23 protein-coding genes are annotated in these 23,919 nt (G+C 71.4%); 5 read left to right on the top strand and 18 right to left on the bottom strand.

The genetic code is table 11. From position 1 onward, the window contains the following. Positions 1–4 precede the first annotated feature (4 nt). Entirely contained in the window at positions 5–1,270 is a 1,266-nt protein-coding gene (locus IL992_RS06225) for a sensor histidine kinase (protein ID WP_193202357.1), read from the top strand. A gap of 23 nt (positions 1,271–1,293) precedes the next feature. Here IL992_RS06225 and IL992_RS06220 read toward each other — a convergent pair whose 3' ends face one another. The 4 genes from IL992_RS06220 to IL992_RS06205 form a co-directional block, all read right to left on the bottom strand. Continuing rightward, the gene (locus IL992_RS06220) at positions 1,294–2,112 is read right to left on the bottom strand and encodes a VOC family protein (protein ID WP_193202356.1); all 819 of its coding nucleotides are present in this window, start codon (positions 2,110–2,112) and stop codon (positions 1,294–1,296) included. 149 nt (positions 2,113–2,261) lie between these two features. Continuing rightward, on the bottom strand, positions 2,262–3,452 hold the full coding sequence (locus tag IL992_RS06215) for a hypothetical protein (RefSeq protein WP_193202355.1): 1,191 nt from the start codon (positions 3,450–3,452) through the stop codon (positions 2,262–2,264). Between the two features lie 18 nt (positions 3,453–3,470). Continuing rightward, positions 3,471–4,817 carry a hypothetical protein gene (locus IL992_RS06210; protein WP_193202354.1) on the bottom strand — a complete coding sequence of 449 codons (1,347 nt, stop codon included), beginning with the start codon at positions 4,815–4,817 and terminating at the stop codon, positions 3,471–3,473. 17 nt (positions 4,818–4,834) lie between these two features. Beyond that, the gene (locus tag IL992_RS06205) at positions 4,835–5,596 is read right to left on the bottom strand and encodes a peptidoglycan-binding domain-containing protein (protein WP_226872452.1); all 762 of its coding nucleotides are present in this window, start codon (positions 5,594–5,596) and stop codon (positions 4,835–4,837) included. Positions 5,597–5,718: 122 nt separating this feature from the next. Between IL992_RS06205 and IL992_RS06200 the strand changes: the two genes are divergently transcribed. After that, entirely contained in the window at positions 5,719–8,238 is a 2,520-nt protein-coding gene (locus IL992_RS06200; protein WP_193202353.1) for an ATP-binding protein, read from the top strand. A gap of 110 nt (positions 8,239–8,348) precedes the next feature. Next, on the top strand, positions 8,349–8,804 hold the full coding sequence (locus IL992_RS06195; protein WP_193202352.1) for a hypothetical protein: 456 nt from the start codon (positions 8,349–8,351) through the stop codon (positions 8,802–8,804). Here IL992_RS06195 and IL992_RS06190 read toward each other — a convergent pair. Further along, entirely contained in the window at positions 8,782–10,023 is a 1,242-nt protein-coding gene (locus IL992_RS06190) for an MFS transporter (protein WP_226872451.1), read from the bottom strand. The genes IL992_RS06195 and IL992_RS06190 overlap by 23 nt on opposite strands. 58 nt (positions 10,024–10,081) lie before the next feature. Between IL992_RS06190 and IL992_RS06185 the strand changes: the two genes are divergently transcribed. Further along, positions 10,082–11,065 carry an ArsR/SmtB family transcription factor gene (locus IL992_RS06185; RefSeq protein ID WP_193202351.1) on the top strand — a complete coding sequence of 328 codons (984 nt, stop codon included), beginning with the start codon at positions 10,082–10,084 and terminating at the stop codon, positions 11,063–11,065. A 66-nt stretch (positions 11,066–11,131) separates the two neighbouring features. Here the strand turns inward: IL992_RS06185 and IL992_RS06180 are convergent, their stop codons facing one another. Next, the gene (locus tag IL992_RS06180; protein WP_319018377.1) at positions 11,132–12,097 is read right to left on the bottom strand and encodes a helix-turn-helix transcriptional regulator; all 966 of its coding nucleotides are present in this window, start codon (positions 12,095–12,097) and stop codon (positions 11,132–11,134) included. A 102-nt stretch (positions 12,098–12,199) separates the two neighbouring features. On the opposite strand from IL992_RS06180, the gene IL992_RS06175 reads away from it, so the two are divergent. After that, entirely contained in the window at positions 12,200–13,615 is a 1,416-nt protein-coding gene (locus IL992_RS06175; RefSeq protein ID WP_193202349.1) for an MFS transporter, read from the top strand. Between the two features lie 32 nt (positions 13,616–13,647). On the opposite strand, the gene IL992_RS06170 is transcribed toward IL992_RS06175, so the two are convergent. From IL992_RS06170 to IL992_RS06115, 12 genes are all read right to left on the bottom strand, one after another. Further along, complete coding sequence (locus IL992_RS06170; protein WP_193202348.1) at positions 13,648–14,616, bottom strand: beta-ketoacyl-ACP synthase III; 969 nt, start codon at positions 14,614–14,616, stop codon at positions 13,648–13,650. A gap of 49 nt (positions 14,617–14,665) precedes the next feature. Then, positions 14,666–14,920: an acyl carrier protein gene (locus IL992_RS06165; RefSeq protein ID WP_193202347.1), complete on the bottom strand. Its 255-nt coding sequence runs from the start codon at positions 14,918–14,920 to the stop codon at positions 14,666–14,668. 27 nt (positions 14,921–14,947) lie between these two features. Next, positions 14,948–16,012, bottom strand: coding sequence for a 3-oxoacyl-ACP synthase III family protein (locus tag IL992_RS06160; RefSeq protein ID WP_193202346.1), 1,065 nt, complete (start codon positions 16,010–16,012; stop codon positions 14,948–14,950). A 268-nt stretch (positions 16,013–16,280) separates the two neighbouring features. Beyond that, on the bottom strand, positions 16,281–16,937 hold the full coding sequence (locus tag IL992_RS06155) for an MBL fold metallo-hydrolase (RefSeq protein WP_193202345.1): 657 nt from the start codon (positions 16,935–16,937) through the stop codon (positions 16,281–16,283). Between the two features lie 61 nt (positions 16,938–16,998). Continuing rightward, entirely contained in the window at positions 16,999–17,481 is a 483-nt protein-coding gene (locus tag IL992_RS06150; RefSeq protein WP_193202344.1) for a flavin reductase family protein, read from the bottom strand. A 55-nt stretch (positions 17,482–17,536) separates the two neighbouring features. Beyond that, a complete protein-coding gene (locus IL992_RS06145; protein WP_226872450.1) occupies positions 17,537–18,385 on the bottom strand; it encodes a hypothetical protein in 849 nt (282 codons plus the stop codon). A 2-nt stretch (positions 18,386–18,387) separates the two neighbouring features. Next, positions 18,388–19,014 (bottom strand): hypothetical protein, encoded by a 627-nt coding sequence (locus tag IL992_RS06140; RefSeq protein WP_193202343.1) that lies wholly within the window; start codon positions 19,012–19,014, stop codon positions 18,388–18,390. Positions 19,015–19,061: 47 nt separating this feature from the next. Next, positions 19,062–19,862: an AfsA-related hotdog domain-containing protein gene (locus IL992_RS06135; protein WP_193202342.1), complete on the bottom strand. Its 801-nt coding sequence runs from the start codon at positions 19,860–19,862 to the stop codon at positions 19,062–19,064. Positions 19,863–19,892: 30 nt separating this feature from the next. Beyond that, a complete protein-coding gene (locus tag IL992_RS06130; RefSeq protein WP_193202341.1) occupies positions 19,893–20,621 on the bottom strand; it encodes an SDR family NAD(P)-dependent oxidoreductase in 729 nt (242 codons plus the stop codon). Further along, positions 20,618–21,331: an HAD family hydrolase gene (locus IL992_RS06125; protein WP_319018376.1), complete on the bottom strand. Its 714-nt coding sequence runs from the start codon at positions 21,329–21,331 to the stop codon at positions 20,618–20,620. Before IL992_RS06125 ends, IL992_RS06130 begins: the two co-directional genes overlap by 4 nt. A 25-nt stretch (positions 21,332–21,356) precedes the next feature. Continuing rightward, positions 21,357–22,457: an LLM class flavin-dependent oxidoreductase gene (locus IL992_RS06120; RefSeq protein WP_193202340.1), complete on the bottom strand. Its 1,101-nt coding sequence runs from the start codon at positions 22,455–22,457 to the stop codon at positions 21,357–21,359. A 344-nt stretch (positions 22,458–22,801) separates the two neighbouring features. Beyond that, positions 22,802–23,743 carry a dihydrolipoamide acetyltransferase family protein gene (locus tag IL992_RS06115; RefSeq protein WP_319018375.1) on the bottom strand — a complete coding sequence of 314 codons (942 nt, stop codon included), beginning with the start codon at positions 23,741–23,743 and terminating at the stop codon, positions 22,802–22,804. Positions 23,744–23,919: the final 176 nt, after the last annotated feature.

Raw genomic sequence — 23,919 nt, 5'->3', positions numbered from 1 at the left:
GCGGATGGTCCGCCGGCCACCGAGGAGTGCCCGTCGTGAGCTCGTCCCCCACCCCGCCCAGGCCATGTGGGCCTCAGCCGTGATCGGCCTGGCGGCGCCGGCCGCCGCGATCGCACCTGCCGGCGTGCTCGTCTCCGCCACGGCCGCGTCGCCGGTCACCGGTCTCGATCTGACAGGTGTCGGCGCCGCCGGGCTCGTGGGCGTCCTGGCCGCCGGGCTGTCCGGCAGTCTCCTCCCCCGCGTGTGGCGCGCGCTCCGGCACCGGACACAGAGGATGCCGTACGGCGGCGCGGGCGATCCCCGGCTCCTCGCCGAAGCGCTCGTCGACCGGCTGCGCCAGGCGGGACCGGCCGAGGCGCTGGCATCCGTGGTCGCCACCCTGCATGACGGCCTGGGCGTCACCGGCGTGGCCGTGGAGGTCACCGACGGGCTGCCCGGCCCTCTGGAGTGCGGCGACGTCGGCCCCGATCCCCGGCGGATCCCGCTCGTCTGGCACGGCGAGCTGGTGGGCAGCCTCCTCATCGGTCCGCGCGGACCACGCCGGTTCGCGCTCGCACACGACCGCGTGCTGGCCGCGCTCGCGCCCTACGCCGCAGACGCGGCCCACGCGGTGCGGGTGTCCGCCGACCTGCGGCGCTCGCGGGAGCGCGTCCTCGCCGCGCGGGAGGAGGAACGCCGGCGGATCCGCCGCGACCTGCACGACGGCCTCGGCCAGACGCTGAGCACCATGGCCATGACGATCAACATGGCCAGGATCACGCTGCAGGACTCGGCGAAGGCCGACAGCCTGCTCGCCGACCTGCGCACGGGAATGGACGCCGTCGCGGGAGACATCCGCAGGCTCGTGTACGGCCTGCGTCCCCCGGCACTGGACGACCTCGGCCTGGAAGGGGCGATCCGGGCACTCGCCGGGGAGGGGCCGCCCGCGACCCGGGTCACGGTGTCGGGCGACCTGGCCGGTCTGCCGTCCGCCGTGGAGACGGCCGTCTACCGCATCGTCCAGGAGGCGCTCACCAACGTCCGCAGGCACGCCCGCGCCGGCGCGGCGGAGGTGGAGGTGGAGGTGACGCGGACCGGCACGGTGCGGGTCCGGATCAGCGACGACGGCGCCGGACTGCCCCCGGCGGCACGTGCCGGAGTCGGAACGACCTCCATGCGCGAGCGTGCGGCCGAATTCGGCGGCACCTGTGCGATCACCTCCCGGACCGGCGGCGGAACCGTGGTCGAGGCCCTGATCCCGCTGCCGGTCGACGCCCGGCAGCACGTCTGATCATCGGGGATCAGACGGTCACATCAGACGGTCACAAGGGGCACGCCGTCCGCGTCCACCACCACGCCGTTGTGGGCCACCCTCGCGCCCGCCTCCGTCAGCCGCGAGGCCGCCTCCTCCGGGTCCTCGACGGCGATGGCGACGTGCCGGAAACCCCGCCGGCACGGGTCGGGGGTCCACGGGCTCGCGGTCGTGGGGGCGGTGAACGTGAACACCTCCAGGACCGCGTCCCCGGCCAGCAGATAGGTGATCAGGAAGCCTCGCGGGTCCTGGTCCTGCGCTATCTGGCCGATGACCTCGTAGCCGAGCGTGTCCCGGTAGAAGGCCAGCGCGGCGTCGAGGCCGGCGGACGTGACCGCCACGTGGTCGAAGACCGGCGGCGCCGTACGCGGCCTGCTCAGGGCGGCCAGCCGTTCGCGCTCGGCCAGTTCCGGCGAGGCGACCCGGTGATACCGGAGGTGGTTGTCGGTGATCTCCAGGTGGGTGCCGTCCGGGTCCTGGAAGAACGCGATGCGCACGCCGCCGACCGCGTCGAGCGGCGGCAGCGTGAAGGGCACCCCGGCGTCGCGGACGCGCTCGGCCCGCAGATCGACGTCGCCGACCTTGAAGCCGATGTGCCGGATGCCGCGCTGGAGGTCGTCGTTCACCCAGCCGCCGAGATCGCCGTCGCCCGTCTCGACCAGCTTGAGCAGCACGGATCCCGCCGGCAGCCAGGCGACGCCCGGACCTTCCGCCGGACCCTCGGCAGGGGTGAGATCCAGCAGGTCGCGGTAGAAGTCGAGCGAGCGGGCCAGGTCGGCGACGCCGATCTCGACATGCCGGATGCCTTTGTGATCTGACACGGTTCTCAACGCTACTCCAACCTCTCCTCGTGGCCGGGCGGTGCGATACGGGCAGGAGCCGCCGATGGTGATCGTCGGCGTGACAGCGAGCCGGAATCGGGGTTCACCCGCGCTTCCGGCTCGCTCTCATGACCTGGCACGCCCCCGCCCTACGGAGCCGGGCAGGCGGGGACGACGGTGGCGAGCCAGGCGACGACCTGCGGATCGGCGCGGGTCAGGCGGGTGCCGTCGAACGCCGCCTCGCCCGCCACCTTGAAGGGACCGAAGGCGACCGTGGCGCCGCTCCTGGCCTTCTCCCGGTCGGCGTCACTCCACTCGGCCTCGACGACGAGGTCGCGTACCACGAGCATCCGGGTGGTGAGGACCGGCATCAGCCCCTTGTTGTCCGTGAGCAGCCCGGTGGACAGGCCGTGCGCGGGCAGGCCGGGGATGATCCAGCCGCCGAGGTGGCACAACTGCGGCTCCAGCCAGGGCCGGCGCAGTCCCACCACCCGGTAGTCGAAGGACAGCCGGAACCGGGAGGTCGTCCGGCTCTGCTTCCCGGTCGTCTCGACGGCCCTGGACACCGTGAAGACGTCCCTCCAGACCAGCCCCTCGGACGGCATGACCGGCTCCCTCGTCCGGATCCCTTCCAGGAGCTGCTTCAGCAGGCGCGAGTCGTTCAGTGCCGATCGCCGCTGTACCGGGATGACCAGCTCCGGCTGCTTGAAGACGTCTCGCCGCGTGAGGGTCTCCGGCTGTTTGAGGAGGTCCGGCTGTTTGAAGGGGTCCGGACCGCTCCCCTCCGGCTCCAGCGGATCGATCTCGCGCCAGGTCAGCTCCGGGATCTCCTCCGGGATGAACAGGTCCGGAGCGGCCCGAGGCACGGGATCGGCGTCCTCGCCGCCCACCCGGAACGATGCGGAACTCCAGCCGTCAGGGCCGAGCCAGGCGGCCGGCGCGGCCAGCACCGGATGGTACAGATCCGCGGGCAGATCGAGCCGGGCCAGGCCCATGAGCTCGAAATCGGCCCGGTTGTCGGCGATGACCCTGGCCACGGTCGCGCGCACCGGGTCGTCGACCGGCCCGGTCGGCAGCGCGCTGGTCAGCACGAAGTTCCAGATGTCGTCGTAGAAGCTCCCGGTGTCCAGGAAGGAGGGGGCTACGGCGGGGATCGCGTTGGCGAGATCCGCCATGGCCTCCCTGGCCTCGGGGCCCGTCAGGGAGGCCATGGGCCCGACGTCCTTGCCGGCGGGTTCGAGGATCACCATCGACGAGGAGCCCACGAGACTGTCGGCGGGGGCCAGCAACTGGGCGAGTTGGGCGTACAGCTGGCCTCCGGCCGTTTCCGCTCCGGACACTGTCGTCCCCTTTCTCGGCTACTTGGGCGGGCAGGGCGGCACCTTCGTGCAGACGAAGCCGAGCACCTGGATGTCCGGGATCACGAAGCCCTGGTCGGTCCGGTGCGCCCCGAACCTGTCACTGGTCGAGCTGTGGCTGTAGTTCCCCGAGACGGCGAACGGCCCCCAGCCGACGCTGGCCGAGCCGCTGATGGCCGAGTCGAGGTGCTCGGAGTCCTGGTGGGACCAGTTCGCCGACACGTGCACGTCGCGGACGATCACCACCGCCTGCGGGATCAGCGGCATGAGCGGGTCGGGCCCGCCGGAGACGCCGCCGGCCCCGGTCAGCGTGCCGACGTCCCAGTTCGGCAGCTTGAACAGGGTGCCGTCCATCCACTTGCGGTAGACGGGGCAGACCCGCCAGCGGAAGGAGAGGCTGACGCCGGTCGTGTCGTTGCTCATGCTCACACGGCTGTCGGAGGACGACACCCCGCCGCCGAAGCTCCACAGGCCCACGCTCACCTGGGCCGACGCACCCCACGAGGTCGCCTCGGCGGAGAAGTCGCTCTTCAGCGTCGACTCCGAGAAGGTGAACTGCGGCCAGCCGGAGGCGTCGGCTCCCGCCCAGTCCGAGGGGGAGATCGTCGTCCTGAAGAAGGTCTCCTGAAGCTCGTTGACGAGTTCGTACGCCACCAGGCGGAACTGGGCGTCGGCGAAGGCGCGCGCCACCTGGCCCTCGTTCAAGGTGGCGAGCTGTGCCTTCGTGGAGGCGATCTGGTCCCGGCCGGCGGCGCCCCAGTCGGCGAAGGCCCGCCTGGGCCGCTGGAGCGCCTGGGCGCCGACGACCGGCCAGACCTTCTTGAGGTTCGGGTCGTCCTGAGCGGCGGCCCACTGACTCACGTACGTCATGTAGGCGTCCTGGTAGTCGTTGAAGGCCTGCTGCTCGGCGTTCGCCAGCGCCGTCGGGCGCTCGATCTCGTGGCCGTCGTCGTCCTTGGCCCGCTCGAAGAGGACCTTCTTGAGCTCGTCGCGCTGGCGCTGTATCTCGGGTGAGGGCGGCGGCTCGGAGACGTGCACCGTCCTGACCATCTTCGAGTACACGTCCGACACGGAGCGCCCGGTCGGCGCGTACATGTGGCTCACGGCCGGGATGTCGTCGACGAGGGAGGCGATGTTGAAGGCCGCCTGGATGCTGCCGTCGGTGTTGCCGGGGGACCACGGGTTGCGGTAGTCGGCGGCGTTGAGGACCATGCCGCGCTGGGCCATCGCGAACATCGTGGTGGCGGTGTCGAAGGCCGAGGGCATCCCGGAGTGCGGGTCGGCCCCGCTGATGACCTGGTAGATGCGGTCGTAGAGGGTGAGCGCGATGCGTTCGTCGAGGGACATGGTTGACCTCCGATGAGTTAGAAGCCGGTGTGGGAGACGCCGATGCCGTCCAGGGCGGCGCCGAGCGCGGAGCGCGTCTCGTCGCCGAGATCCCCGTCCGACTCCGACAGGCCGTTGTCGGACTGGAACTGCGCGATGGCCCCGACGGTCCGCGGGCCGCTCCGGCCGTCGACCGGGCCGGGGTCGTAGCCGAGCGCCGCCAGCGCCGCCTGCACGCCCGAGGTCACCGTCAGGTCGATCACCCCGTCGGCGAAGGTGCCGTTGGCCCGGCCGGCGATCTCGTCCCAGCGCAACCCCTGGCAGGCGCGGTCGACGGCGGCCTGCAGGTCGCCGACGGTGATGGAGCCCTTGTGGTCCCGGTCGAAGCCCTGGTTGGGGCCGTAGGCGAAGGAGTTCAGGCCGTCCTTGTCGCAGATCACCACGTCGAAGCCGGAGCCGAGGCCGAGCGTGGCGGGCAGGAAGGTGGCCTGGTAGAGGCGGGCGGCGGAGCTCAGGTCCTGGTGGACGTACGGCGTGAAGTAGCGCTCCACGAAGGGCATCTGCTCCTCGGCGCTCAGGCTCCTGAACGCGTCGTGGCCCTCGGTCCAGCCGAGGTTGACGAGGGTCTGCGGCATGAACTGGATCAGGCCGCTGGCGTCGCCGTTGGGGTTGTGCGCCGCGGCTTTGACACCGCTCTCGTTCATCATCACGCCGAGCAGGTCGAGCGGCGCGCAGCCGAGGGTGTCGGACGTGGCCGTGACGGCCTCGAAGAAGCCGTCGGAAAGATCTGACGTCAGCATTGGGGCTCCTTCCCCTGTTCGCTGGGGACGACGTTCGCTGGGAACGACTCCGAGTGTTGGAGCGCCCGGAAGCCGGTTGCCGGATGTTGACGAAACCGGACGGCTCCCTGCACCGTCGTGGTGTGGCGGCGTTACCGAGACCTCGGCTGCCGGACGGTCCGGTCCGTCAGCTCTTCGACGCGTTGCACGATCTGCACCATCAGGCGGGCTGGCCCAGCCTGCGCGAGATGGCGGGCGAGGTGGGCTGCAGCCGTACGACGATCTCGGCGGCGTTCTCCACGGCGAGGGTCCCCCGGTGGGGGCTGCTCGAGCTGATCGTGGAGACCTTGCACGGCGACGTCGAGCACTTCCACCGGCTCTGGCTGGCCGCCACGACGCCCCGGCCGCCCGCCGCCGAGACCGCGGCGTCTGCCGGGGCGCCCGCCGCGGTGCCCCGCCAGCTTCCCACCGACGTCAGGGGGTTCACGGGGCGTGCCCACGAGCTCGCCGCCCTGGATCCCCTCCTGCGCCCCTCGGGCCCCGCCCCCATCGCGCTGGTCTCCGGCCCGGCGGGAGTCGGCAAGACGGCTCTGGCCGTGCACTGGGCCCACCGCGTCGCCGCGCACTTCCCCGACGGCCAGCTCTACCTGAACCTGCGCGGCTACGATCCGGACCAGCCGTTGGAGCCCGGCGAGGCCCTGGAGACGCTCCTGCGTGCCCTGGGCGTGCCGGACTCGGCCATCCCGCAGCGCGAGAGCGAGCGCGCCGCGCGGCTGCGCACGCTGACGGCCGATCGCCGCATGCTGGTCCTCCTGGACAACGCCCATACGGTGGCCCAGGTGCGCCCGCTGCTGCCCGGGTCGGGCACCTGCCTGGTCCTGATCACCAGCCGCGACACGCTGCCCGCCCTGGTCGCCCGGCACGGTGCCGTACGGATCGGCCTCGACTTGCTCACCGGCGAGGAGGCGGTGGCGCTGCTGCGCACGCTGCTCGGCGGGCGGGTGGACGCCCAGCCGGAGCAGGCGGCGACGCTGGCGGAGCTGTGCGCGCGGCTGCCGCTCGCCCTGCGCGTGGCGGCGGAGCTGGCGATCGCCCGTCCCCGCCTCACGCTCGCGGACCTGGTGGGCCAGTTGCGGGACGAGTCGCGCAGGCTCGACCTCCTCGCGGCGGGAGACGACGAGTACACGGCCGTACGCGCCGTCTTCTCCTGGTCACGGAGGAACCTGTCGGCCGCGGCGGACCGCGCCTTCCTCCTCCTGAGCGCCCACCCGTACGCCGACCTCGACCTCCCCGCGGTCGCCGCCCTCCTGGGGCTCGACCACACCGTCGCCGCCCGGCTGGTGGACGTCCTGTGCCAGAGCCACCTGGTGGAGGAGACCCCCATGGGCCGGTACGGCATGCACGACCTGCTCCGCGCGTACGGGGCCGAGCAGGATCACGCCGACGCCGCGCCGGCGCTCACCCGGCTGGCCGATCACTACCAGGCCGCCGTGGCGCTGCACGACGGGAAGTGGCTGGTGCGCGAGCTGCCCAACCTGCTGACCCTGGCGCGTACGCGACCGAGCCACGCGGGCCCCCTTTCGGCCGCGCTGTCCGGCCGTCTCGACACGCTGGGGCAGTTCGGCGCCGCACTGGCGCTGCACGGCCACGCGCTCGATGCCGCGGGCTCCCCCGAGGATCGGGCCGGCGCGTTGAACAGGCTGGGCGTGACCCACCGGCGGCTCGGCGACTACGCCGCCGCGGGGGAGCACCACCGCGCGGCGCTGAGCCTGTACCGGGACGGCGGCGACCTGGCCGGGCAGGCCGAGGCCCTGCACGGGCTGGGCATCGTGTGCTGGCGTGGCGGGCGCTACATCGAGGCCCGCGACCACCTGCTCGAGGCGCTGGCCCTGTGGGAGACGCTGGGCGATCGGACGGCGCAGGGAACCGTCCTGTACGGCCTTGGCACGGTCCACCTTCAGCTCGGCGAGTATCGGCAGGCCATCGCGCACCATGTGCGCGCCCTCGGCCTGCACCGCGATACCGGTAACCAGCTCGGCGAGAGCCGCGCCCTCAACAATCTCGGAGCCGCGTACGAGCGGCTGGGCCGCCTCGGCGAGGCGCAGGAGCACTACGAGCAGGCGCTCGCGCTGAACCAGAAGATCGGCAACCAGGTGGGCGTGGCCGTCGCGCTCACCAACCTCGGCAACGTCCGCACGAAGCTGGGCCGCTGGGACGATGCGCGCCTCTGCCACGACTCGGCGCTGCCCATCTACCTGGAGGCCGGTTACCGGGTGGGCGAGGCCGACAGCAGGTGTGGCCTGGGCACGCTCGAACTGCGGCAGGGACGGCACCAGGAGGCGCTCGAGCAGTTCCACCTGGCCGTGACGACGGCACGGGAGATCGGCGAGGCCGAGACGGAGACCAGCGCCTTGGTCGGCCTGGGCGACACGCTGAGCGCCATGGGCCAGCGGGAGCCGGCGCAGGCGCACTACGACGCCGCGCTCGCCCGCGTCGCCTCGACCGGCGACCGTTACGAGGAGGCCAGGGCTCTGGTCGGGATCGCCCGCCTGCACGGCGCCACGCCGCGGGCCGCCGAGGCGTGGCGGCGGGCGCTCACGCTCTTCGACGAGCTGGACCTCCCCGAGGCGGACGAGGTGAGACGGCACCTGGCCGAACTGTGAGCCGCCGTTCTGAGCCGCCGTTCTGAGCCGTCCATTTTCGTCAACCTCCGTCACCCGAGTCCACGATGCCGTGATACTCGACAACAGCCGGTAGACGAGAGGAATCCCCCATGAGCATCTCTCTGGACGAGGCGGCTCGGCTCGGTTGGGCTGTGGAAGCCGCACTGAACAGTCCCGATCTGGACGGGGACGACGGGAGCCCCGCCGAGGTCCGGATCCGTACGCTGCTGCGTGCCGGTGAATACCTCAACGCCGTCGGGCTGGTCAGCGAGACCTCTCTCGACCGGCTGCGGGACTTCGTCCAGGACACGCCGGCCCAGGCTCACAAGGAACTGGACGACACCGTGGGGGGTGTGCTGCTGACGGTCGCGCACTACCACCCCCGGGAGGGCGTACTCGACGCGCTTCTCGCCGTCGCGCGGGCCGCCGTGGACGGCCACGGCCACGGCGGCCCGCCGGGCGCCCAGGCTCTCGCGGCCATCGCCGCGGTCGCGGCCCTGGCGCGCGCCCAGGAGCCCGCCGCGTTCGCGCACAAGGAGTCCATCACTTTCGCCCATAAGGAGTAGCGCGTCCCTGGCGGGGCCGAGCCACCCCCACAGCAGGTGTGGAGGAGCGGACCCCCGCAGCCGCGTCGGCCCGCAGGCCGGGCGCCAGCGCGAGGGTGACCGCGACGGAGGCCACCGCCATCACGCCCATGGCGGCCGCGGCCGAGGTGAACTGGGCCACCGCCCCCGCGATCGCCGCGCCGACCCCCTGCATGGTGAGCACGCCGGACGACTGCAGCCCGAGCGCCTGCCCGCTCATCTCCTCCGGAGTGACCGCCATGAGGCGTTCCTGGAGCAGCAGGCTCGCCGAATATCCGGCCGAGGCGAGCATGACGGCGGCGACCGCGACCGGCAGTGACGGGTGGAGGAGGAAGACCAGGTACGGCACGGCGAGCAGCAGCCGCAGCGGAGCGCTCAGCCGCTCGCGCCACCGCTTGGGGACGAACCGTCCCATCAGCGTGTCACCGGTGAGCATCCCGGCGGCGGCGCAGGCGAACAGCAGCCCGGCGTGCCGGGAGTCGTAGGCGACGTACAGCGACTCGCAGCCGACGATCAGGCCGTTCGGCACCCACAGGGCGAGATAGAGGCGGCGGCGCGCCCCTGACGACCAGAGCGCGCGGTTGATCCGCCACGTCTCCGCGGGCGAGGGCCGTCCCTGCGCGCGGGGCGGGCGGGCGGTGAGCCCCCACCGGGCGACGGCCGCGGCGGCGAGATACAGCACCGCCCCGGCGAGCAGGGTGCCGCGCGGGGACAGCGCGGTCACGAGCACGCCTCCGGTGACGAAGCCGATGATCTGCTGCACGCCGACCGACATGCTGAGCACCGAGCGGCCGAGCAGATAACCGTCCCTGGGCAGGATCTCGTTGAGCAGCCCGAACCGGACTCCGCCGCCGAGGGAGGCGGCGAGCCCCATGCCGAGGACGACGGCGAACACGGCCCACAGCGGCAGCCCGGGCACGGCGAGCGCGGCCGTGCCGGCGCAGTGGACCAACGCCAGCGCCGTCATCGCGGCGCGCGGGGGCAGCCGGTCGGCGGCCGACAGCAGCACCGTCGCCCCGAGCACCTGTGCGAAGGACGCGCCGAACATGCTCAGGGCCGACAGCAGCGGCGACCCCGTCGCCCCGTAGACGAGCGTGCCGAGCGCCAGGCCGCTCACGGTCGATGCCGCCACCTGCGCGGACGCGACGGTGAACAAGGGCGTGAATTCCGGGGTGCGGAACAGTTCCCGATAGGTACGCATGAGGGGAGCCTCGATCACCGCCGCGCTGCGCCGTTATTGTTTCGCGGGGAGGCGAAACATGGGTTGGTGGCTGGTCAACGCCGACACCCTCGCGGAGAGCCGGTTCGTGATCTCCCCGCTGGCCGAGGCCACGGCCTGCCTGTTCACGCTGGAAAGAGCGTCGGCGGCGCATCCGGGCGAGCGGGCATGGCTCGACACGCACCTGCCCGCCTACCGGTCCCGCCTGGCCGGCGACCCGATCACGGCGCTGCTGCTGAAGGCCGCGCGGGGACGCAACTGGACCGCCGACTTCCTCACGCCCGCGCCCACCGGCGAGGGCGAGCCCGCCTTCGAGGAGGAGCTGGCCCGCGTCCGCGCGACCCCGCCCGAGACCGCGCACGCCGACATCGAGGTGGCGCTGCGCGGCCCGTTGCCGGAGCCGCTGCGCCGTCCCGACCTGCCCGAGCGGGCGGCCGGCCTGCTGGAGTGGGTGTGGACGCGAACCGTGCTGCCCGACTGGCCGCGCCGCCGGCGGATCATGGAGGCCGACATCGTCGCCCGCGTGGGCCATGTGAGCCAGGGCGGGTGGGCCGCCGCGCTGAACGACATGCGCAAGGGGATGCGCTGGCTCGGCGACAACCGGCTGCAGATCAACACTTATGACTACCCGCCGAGGCAGATCGGCGGGGCCAGGCTGATGTTCGTCCCGGTCACTCCCCGCCAGGCGTGGACCGCCTGGACGGCGGGCCGGCACTACGCCCTGGTCTACCCCTGCTCGGGCACGCTGGCCGAGCCCGGCCGGGCGCCGGCGCCCGAGGCGCTCGGCAGGCTGCTCGGCCCGGCGCGGGCGCAGGTGCTCGTGCTGCTCTCCGCGCCGAAGAGCACCACGCACCTCGTGGCGCTGACCGGCCAGGGGCTGGGGTCCGTGGGCCGCCACCTCAAGGTGCTCCTCGACGCCGGTCTCGTACGGCGCCGCCGGACGGGGCGATCGGTCCTGTACTACCGCACGCCCCTCGGCGACGCCCTCGCGGCGAACGACGCGGATGCCGGTTCGATCCGATGAACGTATGGCTCCGTTCAGAACGCCGTCGTGAGCGGGGCGGCTCATCCCCCGCTGACCTCTCGGTGGCTAGGTCGTGTCGGTGAGGTACGTCAGCCGTTCGAGGAGATCCCGGCCCCGGCTGTCCACGGGGTTGTAGACGACCAGGCGCGCCCCGGGCTGGTCCGCCAGCCAGAGCGTGGTGGACGCGAGGCGAAGATGGCCGACCACGGGGTGACGGAAGTTCTTGATCTTCGAGGAGTTCGAGGCGACGTCGTGCCGGTCCCACAGCCGGCGGAACTCCTCGGACCGTTCGTACAGCTCGTCGACCAGAGCCTGCCAGGCGGGGTCGCCGATGTGGGCGGCGAAGTTCCGGCGGAACCTGGCCACGCACTGGGTTCCGGTCTCGGTGTCGAAGCCGCCCACCAGCTCGTGTAACGACCGCTCGACGAACAGCAGCCACAGCATGTTGCGGCGGTGCGGAGGCAGCCGGGCGAAGTCGCCCATCAGCTTCGTGCAGGAACGGTTCCACGCCAGAAGGTCGTACCGGGCGGAGACGGCGTAGGCGGGCAGCGGGTCGAGGCCGTCGAGGATGGCCGACAGCGACGCGGCGATGACCTCGTCCTCGCTGACGACGGTGGGTGCGGGCAGCCCCGCCAGGGTGAACAGGTGGGCGATCTCGTCGTTGTCCAGCCGCAGGGCCCGGGCGATCGCGTCGATGACCTGGGCCGAGACGTTGATCGGCCGCCCCTGCTCCAGCCAGGTGTACCAGGTCACTCCGACGCCGGCGAGCTGGGCGACCTCCTCCCGGCGCAGGCCGGGCGCCCTGCGGCGGCCCGTGGACGGCAGGCCCACCGCTTCGGGCGCGAGCCGGTCCCGCCTCGACCGCAGGAAGGCGCCGAGCTCCTGCCGCCGCGCGGCGTCGGCGTTGCGTTGTGATCCCGTCTCGCCGCGCTGCGCTCCCCTTTCACCGCGCTGGGTTTCCGTCGCGCCGCGTTGTGCTCCCGTCGCGCTGCCTTGTGCGCCCGTCTCGGTGCCGAGGATCGTGACTGTCACCATGCCAGCATGCCGCCGTCGGCGGCGCGGGACCAGGGTTGTGCCAGTAATAGGATAAACCGGCTCCTGGCACCAGGTAGGAGAGCCGGGCACGGTGCACACATGGCAGTTACCGTCCCCACCTCAGCCGGCGAGGTCACGAGACCGGGCCGTTGGCTTCTCCCCGTCATCCTGCTGGGATACGTCCTCAACATCATCGACGTGTTCGTCGTCAACGTCGCGCTGCCCACTCTCTCCCGCACTCTCGGCGCCGGTCCGGCCGAGCTGGAGCTGGTGGTGGCCGGCTACACCGTCGCCTACGCCTGCCTTCTGGTCATCGGCGGGCGGCTCGGTGACGCCTTCGGACGCCAGAGGCTGTTCGTCACGGGCATGGCGGGCTTCACCGTCGCCTCGGCGATCTGCGGGCTCGCGCCCAACGCCGCGCTGCTGATCGTCGCTCGGGTGCTCCAGGGCGGCACCGCCGCCCTCATGGTTCCGCAGGTGCTGGCCACCATCCAGGTCTTCTACCAGGGCGCGGCACGCCAGCGGGCCATCGGGATCTTCGGCGCGACGCTGGGCGTCTCGGCGGCCGCCGGGCAGATCCTCGGCGGGCTGGTGGTGTCCGCCGACCTCTTCGGCCTGTCCTGGCGGCCGATCTTCCTCGTCAACATCCCGATCGGCATTCTGGGCATCCTCGCCGCCCGCCGCGTCGTCCCGGAGAGCCGCGCGCCCAAGGCCCTGTCCATCGACTGGCCGGGCACCGCCCTGCTCGCCACCACCGTCCTGCTGCTCATGCTGCCCCTGACCCTCGGCCGGGACGAGAACTGGCCGCTGTGGTGCTGGATCCTCCTGGCCGCCGTACCGTTCGCCGCCGTCGGCTTCGCCGTCGTGCAGTCGCGTGAGGAGCGTCACGGCAAGGCACCGCTGCTGCCGCCGTCACTGCTGCGCGCTCCGAGCATGCGGCGCGGCCTGCTGACGACGCTGGCCTTCTTCCCCGCGTTCGGCGGCATGATCCTGACGACCACGATCTCACTGCAGTACGGCATGCACCTGGGGCCCCTGGAGTCGGGTCTCACCTACATCTCCTACGCCATCGCCTTCCTGACCGCCTCGCTGCTGTGCCCCCGGCTGGTCCCCAGGTTCGGCAAGTACGTGACCGTCGCCGGCGCTCTCCTGCTCGCCGTGGGTTTCGCCATCACGGCCCTGCAGGCCTGGTCGAACTACGACGGCCTGACCCCGCTGTCGCTGGCGCCCGCGCTGGTGGTGATCGGCTTCGGTCAGGGGCTGATCGCGATCCCCCTGACCGGCCTGGTCCTCATCGGCGTCCCTCCGGAACGGGCCGGCGTCGCCAGCGGCGTGCTGACCACCACCCAGCAGACGGCGACAGCGCTGGGCGTCGCGGGCATCGGCACCCTGTTCTTCTCGGTGGCCGCCGGACACGGGTTCGGCTCCGCCACCGTCACCGCGGAACTGGTCGAGGCCGCCCTCGCGCTGGTCACCGCCGTAGCCGCCTGCACCCTCCCGAGGCGCCAGTCGTGAGGGTGCCCCTCCCTTCTCCCGCGGACGCCCGCTCAGCCCTCGTGCCCGGCGGGCGCCGCGGGAACCCCGTCCTTCCAGGTGACGACCCCCGCGCCCCAGGTGAACCCCGCTCCGAAAACCGCGAGGCCCAGCAGCGCTCCGGGTCGGAGGACCCGCTCCTCCTGCGCATGCGCCAAAGCGAGCGGGATGGACGCGGCGGAGGTGTTGGCGACCCGGTCGATGTTGAGGAAGACCCGGTCGTCCGGCACCTTGAGCTCCCGGGCGACCGCGCGAACGATGCGCGCGTTGGCCTGGTGGGCGACGAACAGATCGAGGTCCTCGGCACCCAGCCCGCAGGCGTCGAGAACGAGCCTGGTGTGCCCGGCCATGGCCTCCACCGCGTGCTCGTAGATCTCGCGTCCGCGCATCCGCAGCAGCCGTTCCCGGCGATCGACGTAGAGCAACTCGATCTGCCGGCCGTCCGAGGCGAGCGCGAAGTACGGCCGCCGTGCCCGCCCCGCCGCCGAGACGACGACGGCCCCCGCGCCGTCGCCGAGGAGCACGGCGGTGGACCTGTCGGTCGTGTCGGTCAGGCGCGACATGGCCTCCGCGCCACAGACGAGGACGTGCTCGGCACGTCCGGACTCGACCACCGCGATCGCGTGGTCCAGCGCGCACAGGAACCCCGCGCAACCGGCGCTCACGTCGAAGGCGGCGGGCTGGTCGAGGCCCAGCCGCCACGCGACCTCGACGGCGACGCCGGGGCTGATCCTGTCTCCGGTGGAGGTGGCGACGACCACGTGCCGGACATCGCGCGGCGCGACACCCGCGTCCTCCAGCGCCCGCGCGCAGGCGTGTTCCGCCAGCTCGGCGAGGCTGGCGTCGTCCGCCAGCCAGCGGCGCTCCCGGATTCCGGTGCGCTTCACGATCCACTCGTCAGAGGTGTTCAGATGGGCGAAGTCGTCGTTGCGCAGCACACGCTCGGGCAACGCCGCTCCCGCACCGGCCAGTGTGACGGTCACCGTGCTCCTCTCTTGGCGAAGGATTCGTCCGGACCTGTGGAAACGCCTCTCACAGGCCGGCCTTCGCGTAGATGACGGCCAGCGCCTCCCGGACGAGCAGCGCGTCCTCGAGGTCCCGGGGGGACAGGTCGACGCCGTACTCCCGCTTGACCGACTGCCCCAGTTCGGTGACGTCGAGTGAGTCCAGGCCCAGGTCGTCGAACGACGCGTCGACGGTGATCTCCGACGGCTCGACGCCGAGCTTGGTCATCGCGTCGAACACGAACTGGTCGATGGTCTCCCGGGTGAGGGTGGGATTGGTCATGGGAACACGCTCCTCGCGACGATCGGATCAGGACTGTGCACAGTGCCGGAAACAGACCGATCCCCAGAGGAAACCGGCGCCGATTCCGGCCATGATCATGAGGTCGCCGTGCCGGATGTCATCGCGCATGGTCTCGTGCAAAACGGTGAACATACTGGCCGCGGCGGTGTTGCCCAACCAGGCGACGGTGGTCGGAGCCCGCTCGGCGGGAACGCCGAGACTGGACATGGCCTCGTTGATGATGTTGATGTTCGCCTGATGGAACAGGAAGTGCCGCACCTCGTCGAGCTCGACTCCCGCGAGCCTGGCGGTGTTGCGCACACTGCGCGGGAGCCGGTCGGTGGCCATGTTCCACACGGCCTTCCCGTTCATCTTCAGGTACTGCGCACGCAGGTCGGCGGTCTCCGGGCTCGTGGGCATCCGCGAGCCGCCTGCGGGGATCTCCACCTCGTAGGACAGCTCCGAGTCGGTGTCCCAGGAGAGCAGCCCGAACCCAGGCGAGGTGGGGCCGAGGAGGGCGGCTCCGGCGGCGTCGCCGAGGAAGACCCGGGTGCCGCGATCGGCGGGGTCGGTGGCGCGGGATCCGGAGTCGGCCCCGATCACCAGGACGTGCGAGAAGTTCTCGTTCTGCAGCAGGTGCGCCGCGACCAGCATCGCGTAGATCCCCCCTGCGCAGGCGGCCTGGGTGAGGTCGAGGGGGATCGCGCGGTGCGCGCCCAGGGCCTGCTTCACCATGAGCGCGGTGGACGGGAGCGGCTGATCAGGGGTGAAGGTCGTGACGATGATCGCGTCCAGACGGTCGGGCGCCACGCCGCCGCGGGACATGGCCTCCCGGGCGGCCGCGAGGCACATGTCGGAGGTGGCGAGCCCGTCCTCCAGGAAACGCCGCTCCCGTATCCCGGTGCGCGTGGTGATCCAGGCGTCGGACGTGTCCAGCGTCCGGGTCAGCTCGTCGTTGGTCACGATCCGTTCGGGCACGTAGAGGCCCGTCGCGTGGATTCCCACCGGTCGTGCGAGCCCGGCCGCGGCGTTCGCGAACGGGGCGCCGGTGGTTTCGGCCGGCTGCGCCGGGGCGAGCAGATCTCGGGGCATTTTTCGTTGGTCCGATCTGTCGGCTGAACGTCGGCATGACGAAAAAGATCTCTTGCGGAAATGGGGATCCGGACGGGAAACACCTCGGCGTCCGGGAGAAATGCGCGTCGCGCTTTATCGCTCGCGGTGAACGCCAATATAGGCAGGTTCAGGATGCACCGTCAACGCGGATCCGGCCGCACGCCCGCGTCGGCAACCGATGAACGGATTGCGACACAAAAAACGCGGCGGCCGCCCGTTCGGGCGACCGCCGCGTTATTCGGAGGTTTCACCAGCCCCGGTTGCGCCATTCCGGCAGATGCGGCCGCTCGGCGCCCAGCGTCGTGTCGCGGCCGTGCCCGGGGTACACCCAGGTGTCGTCCGGCAGTTCCGCGAAGATCTTCGTCTCCACGTCGTCGATGAGGGAGGCGAACCTCTGCGGATCCTTCTGGGTGTTGCCCACACCGCCCGGGAACAGGCTGTCGCCGGTGAACACGTGGGGATGGCCCAGCGGATCGCGGTACACCAGCGCGATGCTCCCCGGCGAGTGCCCCACCAGGTGACGGGCGACCAGTTCCACCTCGCCCACCCGGACCACGTCGCCGTCGTCGAGCGGCACGTCCGTCGGCACCGGGATGCCCTCGGCGTCCGCCCGGCCGACCAGCGTCCGCGCTCCCGTCGCGGCCACCACCTCGGCGAGCGCACGCCAGTGGTCCCAGTGCTGGTGAGTGGTCAGCACCGCCGCGAGCCCCCCTTCGCCGATGAGCCCGAGCAGGGTCTCCGGCTCGTCCGCCGCGTCGATCAGCAACTGCTCTCCGGTGGCCCGGCACCGCAGCAGGTACGCATTGTTGTCGATGTTTCCGACGGCGATTTTGGCGATCGTGAGGTGCGTCGTCTCCCGCACGTCCGCCGGACCACCGACATGGACATCACCGGTATAGGGCATAGCCTCCGCCACGAAGTCGAGAACGGGCGCCCGGGCGATTACCAAGACGCTTCGCCTCGCATTATAAAAAATCCGGCGGCCACCCGGCGTATCTACCGGAATGAAAAATGAGCGGGACACCGGCGGCCGCGACATTCCAGTCCACCGCCTCGGCTATCACGAGTTCGTGGTCGCCGGCCCGTTGGACGCTCTGAATGCGGCAGTCCAGCCAGCCCAGCCCGTCGGGCAGGACCGGATGCCCGCTGGGAGTGGACGCCCAGGTCCGGCCGGCGAACCGATCGGCGCCCGGAGTGGAGAAGAGCCGGCAGACCTCCTCGTGGTGGTCGCTGAGGATGGTCACGGCGAAACCACCCGACGAGCGGATGAGGGGCCAGGTCGTGGAGGTGTGCGCCGCGCACAGGGCGATGAGCGGCGGGTCCAGTGACACCGAGGTGAAGGAGTTCGCCGCCATCCCGGCGAGGCGGTCCTCGGTTCGAGCGGTTACCAGGACCACCCCGGTGGTGAAGCGTCCGAGCACATCGCGGAAAGAACGCTGGGTCAGCACAACCGTCTCCTCTCGGCTGTTGGGTGCGTCCTGGCAGGACCGTCCGGCCGGAGTGTCAGGCGTGGGTCGTGAACTCGGCGAAACCCGGGCGGGCCAGCTTGAGCTGAGCGTGGACGTCCCCGCCGAGCCCGAACCGGCCGATCGCGCCCCCGTAGTTCTGCTGGTAACTCATCCAGAGCAGGACGACGTTGACGATGCGGTTCTGGGCCTGCGCGGTCCCGGGCGCGGGGAAGGGGTTCGGCAGCCGCGCGTGATAGGAGGCTTCGCCCTTCTGATCGGCCATCAGGACGTTGGGGACGCCCAGAGGGCTGGGATGGGCACGGCCGTCCGGTCGCATGTCCCGGGCTCGTATGGCCATCACCGTATAGAGGGTGTTCGGAATCAGCCCGGTGAACTCCCCGTGGAAGTCCGCCGCCGTGTCGCCCTCGACCAGGCTGATCGTCAGCACGCCCGCCGCCTTCACCCACTGGCCGAGGGTGATGGGCTCCAGCACCTTGGGGCCGTCCTCCGGCTGCAGGTCGGGGATCGGCACCTGGTGGAACGGATAGCTCGGCCGCACCACGGAGAGCGGCTCGGGCAACTGCTCCGGGGCGAAGACCATCGGGTAGTTGTTGCAGGGAAGAGGCAACGGCAGGGTGTGGAGGACCATCGCCCGATCGGCGTCCGACAGGTCCGCGGGCAACTCCCTGACGATGCGATAGGGCGCGTTCTGCCCGAAGGGCGGCAGCTCGCTGTCCGGGGCGACGATCGCGCCGCCCCATTCCGTGACGACGCCGCCACCGGGCCGGGCGCGGTTGATCCCGCCGATCACCACGAAATGCCCGTCGGCGTTCATCACCTCGCTCGGCGGATACAGCGGGCCCTGCGTCGTCATGCTGAGTTCGTAGGTTCGCGAACGGGTCACCGTCACGCTCCCTCGGCACCGGTCAGGCGCTCGTAGAGCCGTGTGTAGAGCCCTTCGTCGGTGACGAAACGGGGGTGCGCCTGCCTGCCGATCTCCGCGTACCGCTCGGAGGTGAACACCTGCAGGTACTCCTCCGGCGGGCACGAGAACCCGGAGACGAACATCACGCCGGGCTCGGTGCTGACGAGGGAGTGGTACGCAAGGAACGTCTCGATCTTCGGGGACTTGTGGACCTCGGCGAAGATGGTCCCCTCCCGCCAGGCCAGATACTCCTCGTACACGGGAGGCCTGACCTCGACATGGCGCAGCTGGACATACCGGGTGTCCGGGAGCTGTTCCGCGGCGGGCTTGGGCGCCCCGACGAACCGCAGCGCCTGACGGCGTACGTCGCCGGTGAGCAGCGGGGCGAGTTCGGCGAACAGGGCGCCCCAGCCCTCCAGGAGCGGGTCGAGCTGCGCGAGCGTGTCGACCGGCGTCAGCTCGAGAACGGTCGGAGCCTCCAGCCCCCGGTAGAGCGACCCCTGGGGCCGGCCGTCACCGGAGACCTGCTCCCGGATCACCGTGACCGCCTTGTCGACGGCGTTCGGCTCGACGGGGAACTCGCTCACGAGCAGCAATGGGGAGGTCATGGGTGGTCTTCCTCTCGATCGGTGTCGGACGGACGTGCCTCGATCGGTCATTCGCCCCAGGCGAGCCGATCCGGCTCCGCGAGTTCCGCGGGGAGTTGCCTGAGCGCGTGCCGCAGTGCCCGCTGCGCCCCTCTGCTTTCCCTCTTCGCCATCAGCGCCCGGTGGAAGGCGGTGCCCTTCATCCGGATGAGGGCCGCCTGCAGCCCGGCCTGCCGGAAGCTGATCTGAATGTCGAAGACGAGCATTTCCGGATCGCTCCGGTCCGTGTGGAGCACCTCGGCCTCGATCAGCGTCTCGAGAGGGAAGAGGAAGTTGCGGAAGCCCGCCTCGAGCGTGTCGAAGACGTAGGCATAACGGTGTCCGGCGTCGTTGGGAGCGAAATGGCGTTCGCACACCGCCAGGTACATCTGCCGGGCGGCCTCCAGGACGACCATTCCCTGCACATGGCCCGCCTGGTGGTCGAGCTGGAATTCCTGGTCGTTGTGCAGTCGCAGGGACGCCTGGAACAGGGTCTCGGTGAGCCGGGTGAGCCCGGCGATCAGAACGTTCTCCTCGCGGCGTTTGTGCGTGTCGGTGTGGCCGCCGAGCGGGCCGCGCGTGCTCCTGTGGATGACCGTGCGCTCGGACAACCCCTGGAATTCGAGTTCGTCGCGGATCAGGTCCCAGTCGTACGACGTGAGGCCCTGGCCCTCGGCCAGCACGAGCCTCCGCTCCTTCGTCTCGTCCCGGAACACGCCCGCGCGCAGGTCGGCGACGAACCGGGACACGCTCCTGGCCGGCGCTTGCTCGGCGAAGTCCGCGAACCGGTCACCGACGATGAACAGCGTCGTGCTCTCGCTGACAGGCATCTCTGTCAACCCCCTTGTGCCGCGGCCCGGCTAACGCCACAACCAGGCGTCGAGCTCGATGGTGGATACATGGGCGTTGGGAGAGGAGGTGAGGATGGCCAGCGTCGCGTCGACGACATCGTCGACCGTCAGCATCCGGCCACGCTGCTCCGCGGTGAGCTCGCCCGGCATGTTCTCGCTGAACGCGGTGTCGACCTTGTCGAGGACGACACCCGAGACCCTGACTCCCCACGGCCTGGCCTCCGCGGCGAGCGCCCGGGTCAGGCCCTCCACCCCCCACTTCGACACCGAGTAGGCCAGGCCTCCCGGGCCGGCGGCGCGCCTGCCCCAGATCGAGGACATGTTGACGACGAATCCGTCGCCCGCCTGCTTCATATGCGGGAGGACGGCGCGGGCCGCGACGAAATAGCCGGTGAGGTTCGTGCGCAGGGTCCGCTCCCACATCTCCGTCGTGGTGTCCAGCACCCCGCCGAAGAAGGCGACCCCCGCGACGTTCAACAGGTAGTCGATCCGGCCGAAGGCCGCGATCGCCTCGGCGACCGACGCCTCGACCGCCGCGACGTCGGACACGTCGTGCACCGCGGTGAGCACGTCCGTCGCGGGCCGGCCGTCGTCCGCGACGGCCTTGCGCAGTCCCTGCTCGTTGTTCGAGTGGAGGACGAGCCTGCATCCCTCGGAGCCGAGCCTGCGGGCCAGGGCGCGCCCGATGCCGCGATCGGCCCCGGTGATCAGGGCCACCTTGCCGTCCAGTCCGTTCATCTGACTTCCCTCCGTCCGCCGGTCGCCGGCAGCACCGGCCAGTCCCGGCTCCGTGCGTGCTCGCGCAGGACCGGGTCGGCGCCGACGACGACCGGGTTCCCCACGACGAGCAGCATTTCGAGATCACTGACGTGGTCGCCGTAGGCGAAGCAGTCCTGCGCGTTCAAGCCGCGTTCGCGGATCGTCCTGGCGACCGCGTCGGCCTTGGCCGCGCCGATCATCGGCACGGTGACCTCCCCGGTGAACGTGCCGTCCTCGGCCACCGAGGGATCGCTGCACAGCACCAGGTCCGCGGCCAGGTCCGCGGCGAGTGGCCCCAGGCACGCGCCGAACGAGCCGGAGACCAGCACGATGAGATCCCCTGCCGTACGGTGCCGGGCGAGCGCGGACAGGCTCGCGGAGACGAAGGAGCCGGGCCCCTCCCGATAGTCCGCGTACCAGGCGCGTCCGGCCTCGGCGACGTCGGCGCACGGCGCGCCCTTGAAGTTCAGGTAGTACGCACGGTTCCCCTCGGCGCGAGGCAGTCCCCGTGCCGCGATGTCCAGAAGTTCGGCGGCCCGGCGCCTGTAGTCCGTGCCGTCGTCGCCGTTGCGGGCCAGCCAGTAGCGCAGGAACTCGAACATGCTCTTGGCCGTGATGAGCGTCTCGTCGACGTCGAAGAAGGCTGCTCGCCTGGCGGCGCCCGGGCCGCGCCCAGGGCTCGTGATCACCGGAGCTCCCCGTCGGTCGCAGCGGTCAGCGCTGCTCCCGGCGGGAGACGGCCCACTCCATCGACTCGCGCGGGCGGTCGGCGGTGCGGGTGAAGTGCGGGGCCACGTAGCGGGCGAGCAGCTCCATGCTCCGGTCGGTCTTGTCCCACGAGCACCAGTCCGGCACGTAGACGAGCAGGGTGCCGAAACCGCCCGTGCGGTCCTGCAGCCGCTCCACCCCGGCGATCACGTCCTCGACCGAGCCGACGATCGCGCCTCCCGCCTCGACCCGGGCCTGGAGTTCGTCCTGTCTCCGTACGCCGGGGGTGGACACGTCACGGCCGCTCGCCCGGCCGAAGTAGTCGAACAGCCAACGGGCGAAGCCCTCGTTGACGTCGGCGAACGCCTCCTCTCGGGTCTCCGCGACGTGGACCGGCAGCGCGATCCGCCAGTCCTCGCGCCGCATCGTGTGGCCGTGGGCCTCGGCGCTCTCCTGCGCGAACCGCCACTGGTCGGCCAGGCTGATCCCGTTCGGGATACCCGGCTGCGTCAGCGCGAACGACACCATGCCGATCCCGTACTCGCCGGCCAGTTTCGGTGCCGTGGGAGTGGTGCCGCCGCTGGCGATGACGATCTCCAGACCTGACGGGCTGAAGCGGGGAAGGTGCAGCTTGGCGTCCTGGAGGCCGTACCAGTCCGTCTTGTCGTTCACCCGCCCGTCGCCGTTGACCAGCTCGATGACGCTGGGTAGCGCCTCGGCGAGCCGGGTGCGCTGGTCGGCCGGGTTCAGGCCGAGCATGTGAGCGTCTGTGGGGACTCCCGGGCCCACGCCCAGGATGTACCGGCCCCGGGTGAGGTGGTCCAGGTGGACCGCACGCGTCGCGACGTGGAACGGATGGTGCCAGGACAGCGGGACCACTCCGTGCGCGAGCTTGATCTGCCGCGTCCGCTGGGACGCCGCGGCCAGGAGGGTCTCCGGGGCGCCTACGAGTCCCCAACCCAGCGAATGGTGCTCGCCGAACCACGCCTCGTCGAAATTCAACCGATCGAGCGACTCCACCAGGTCGAGGTTGCGCTGAATCGCCAGATGCGGATCCTGCCCCAGCTCGTGAACGGGGGAGAGAAAGACTCCGAGACGGCTGTGCATGGAATTCCTCCATAACGATCGTAGAGCCGGGGCACTTTCGGTGAAGGGGCCGCGTTGAATGGACCGCGCGCGGTGGAACGATTCCGCAGACGACGGGGAAACGCTGGGGGAAATCGCGCGAACCGGTGGTTCCGCGCCAATACCGGCGACTATAGCCGCTGGGCCGGCGGACCAGAAGCCTGTACAACCTCCGGCGCCGGCACACCCGCCCGGCCGCCGCCTGCAGCGAAATCCGCGCAAAGCAAACGTCCGGAAAACGGCCGCCGCCTCCGCGGGAAAGGCCGCGCGCCATTCACATTTCTCGTGGCATTCGCGAGCGACGGCGGCCCGGACGGATGTCCGGGTCAGGACCAGGTCATGAGGCGCTCGGGGCGCTCCAGGACGGCGGCGGTCGCGGAGAGGACGGCGGAGCCGAGCTGACCGTCGACCAGCCGGTGGTCGAACGACAGCGCCAGGGTCATGACCTGGCGGGGCACCACCCGGTCGCCGCACACCCACGGGCGGGTCTTGATCGCGCCGACCGCCAGGATGGCGGCCTCGCCGGGGTTGAGGATCGGCGTGCCGGAGTCCACCCCGAAGACCCCGATGTTGGTGACGGTGACCGTGCCACCGGTCATGGCCGCGGGGGCCGTCCGCCCCTCCCGAGCCTCCTCCACCAGGCTCCGCAGCTCCTCCGCCAGCTGCGGCAGGGTCTTGGACTGGGCGTCCTTGATGTGAGGGACGACGAGGCCGCGTGGAGTGGCCACGGCGACGCCGAGGTTCACCGCGTCCTTGACCACGATCTCCCGCGCCGCGTCGTCCCAGGACGCGTTGATGTCCGGGTGCCTTCTGATGGCGACCAGGAACGCCTTGAGCACCAGCAGCAGGGGCGTCACTCGAAGGCCCGCGAAATCCGGGTCGCGCCGCAGTCGTTCGACGAGTTCGGTCGTCGGCGTGACGTCCACCGTGATGAACTCGGTGACGTGCGGGGCGCTGAACGCGCTGGCCACCATGGCCTCGGCCATGGCTCTGCGCACCCCGCGTACCGGTATCCGCCGCTCTCCCGGCGTCGGGACCGGGGCGGAGTCGCGGGGCGGCGGATCCGGCTCCGGGGACCTCTCACCCGCCCGCTGCACGTCCGCGCGAGTGATCACCCCGTCGGTCCCGGACGGCACGACGTCACGAAGATCGACGCCCAGATCCCTGGCCAGCTTGCGGACGGGCGGCTTGGCCAGAACCCGCCGGTCGGCGGGCGGGGCGGGAACCGGTCGTCTGCGGGCACGGCGCGCGGGCGCGTGACCCGTCACGCCGTAGCCCACCAGCAGGGGCGGCCCGGTTTCCGGCCCCGGCTCGCCGGGAGCCGTGTCCGGAGCGGACGCGGGTGACGCGTGACCGGGCTGGGGAGCGGTGGGGGCGGGGGGTGTGGGGGGGGCGGGGCACAACCCGGCCCCCCCCGCGGGCAGGGTGGGGGGGGGCACAAACC

This window comes from Microbispora sitophila, assembly GCF_014892245.1.
Lineage (GTDB): Bacteria > Actinomycetota > Actinomycetes > Streptosporangiales > Streptosporangiaceae > Microbispora > Microbispora siamensis.
This window is presented reverse-complemented; position numbering and strand designations above follow the sequence as displayed.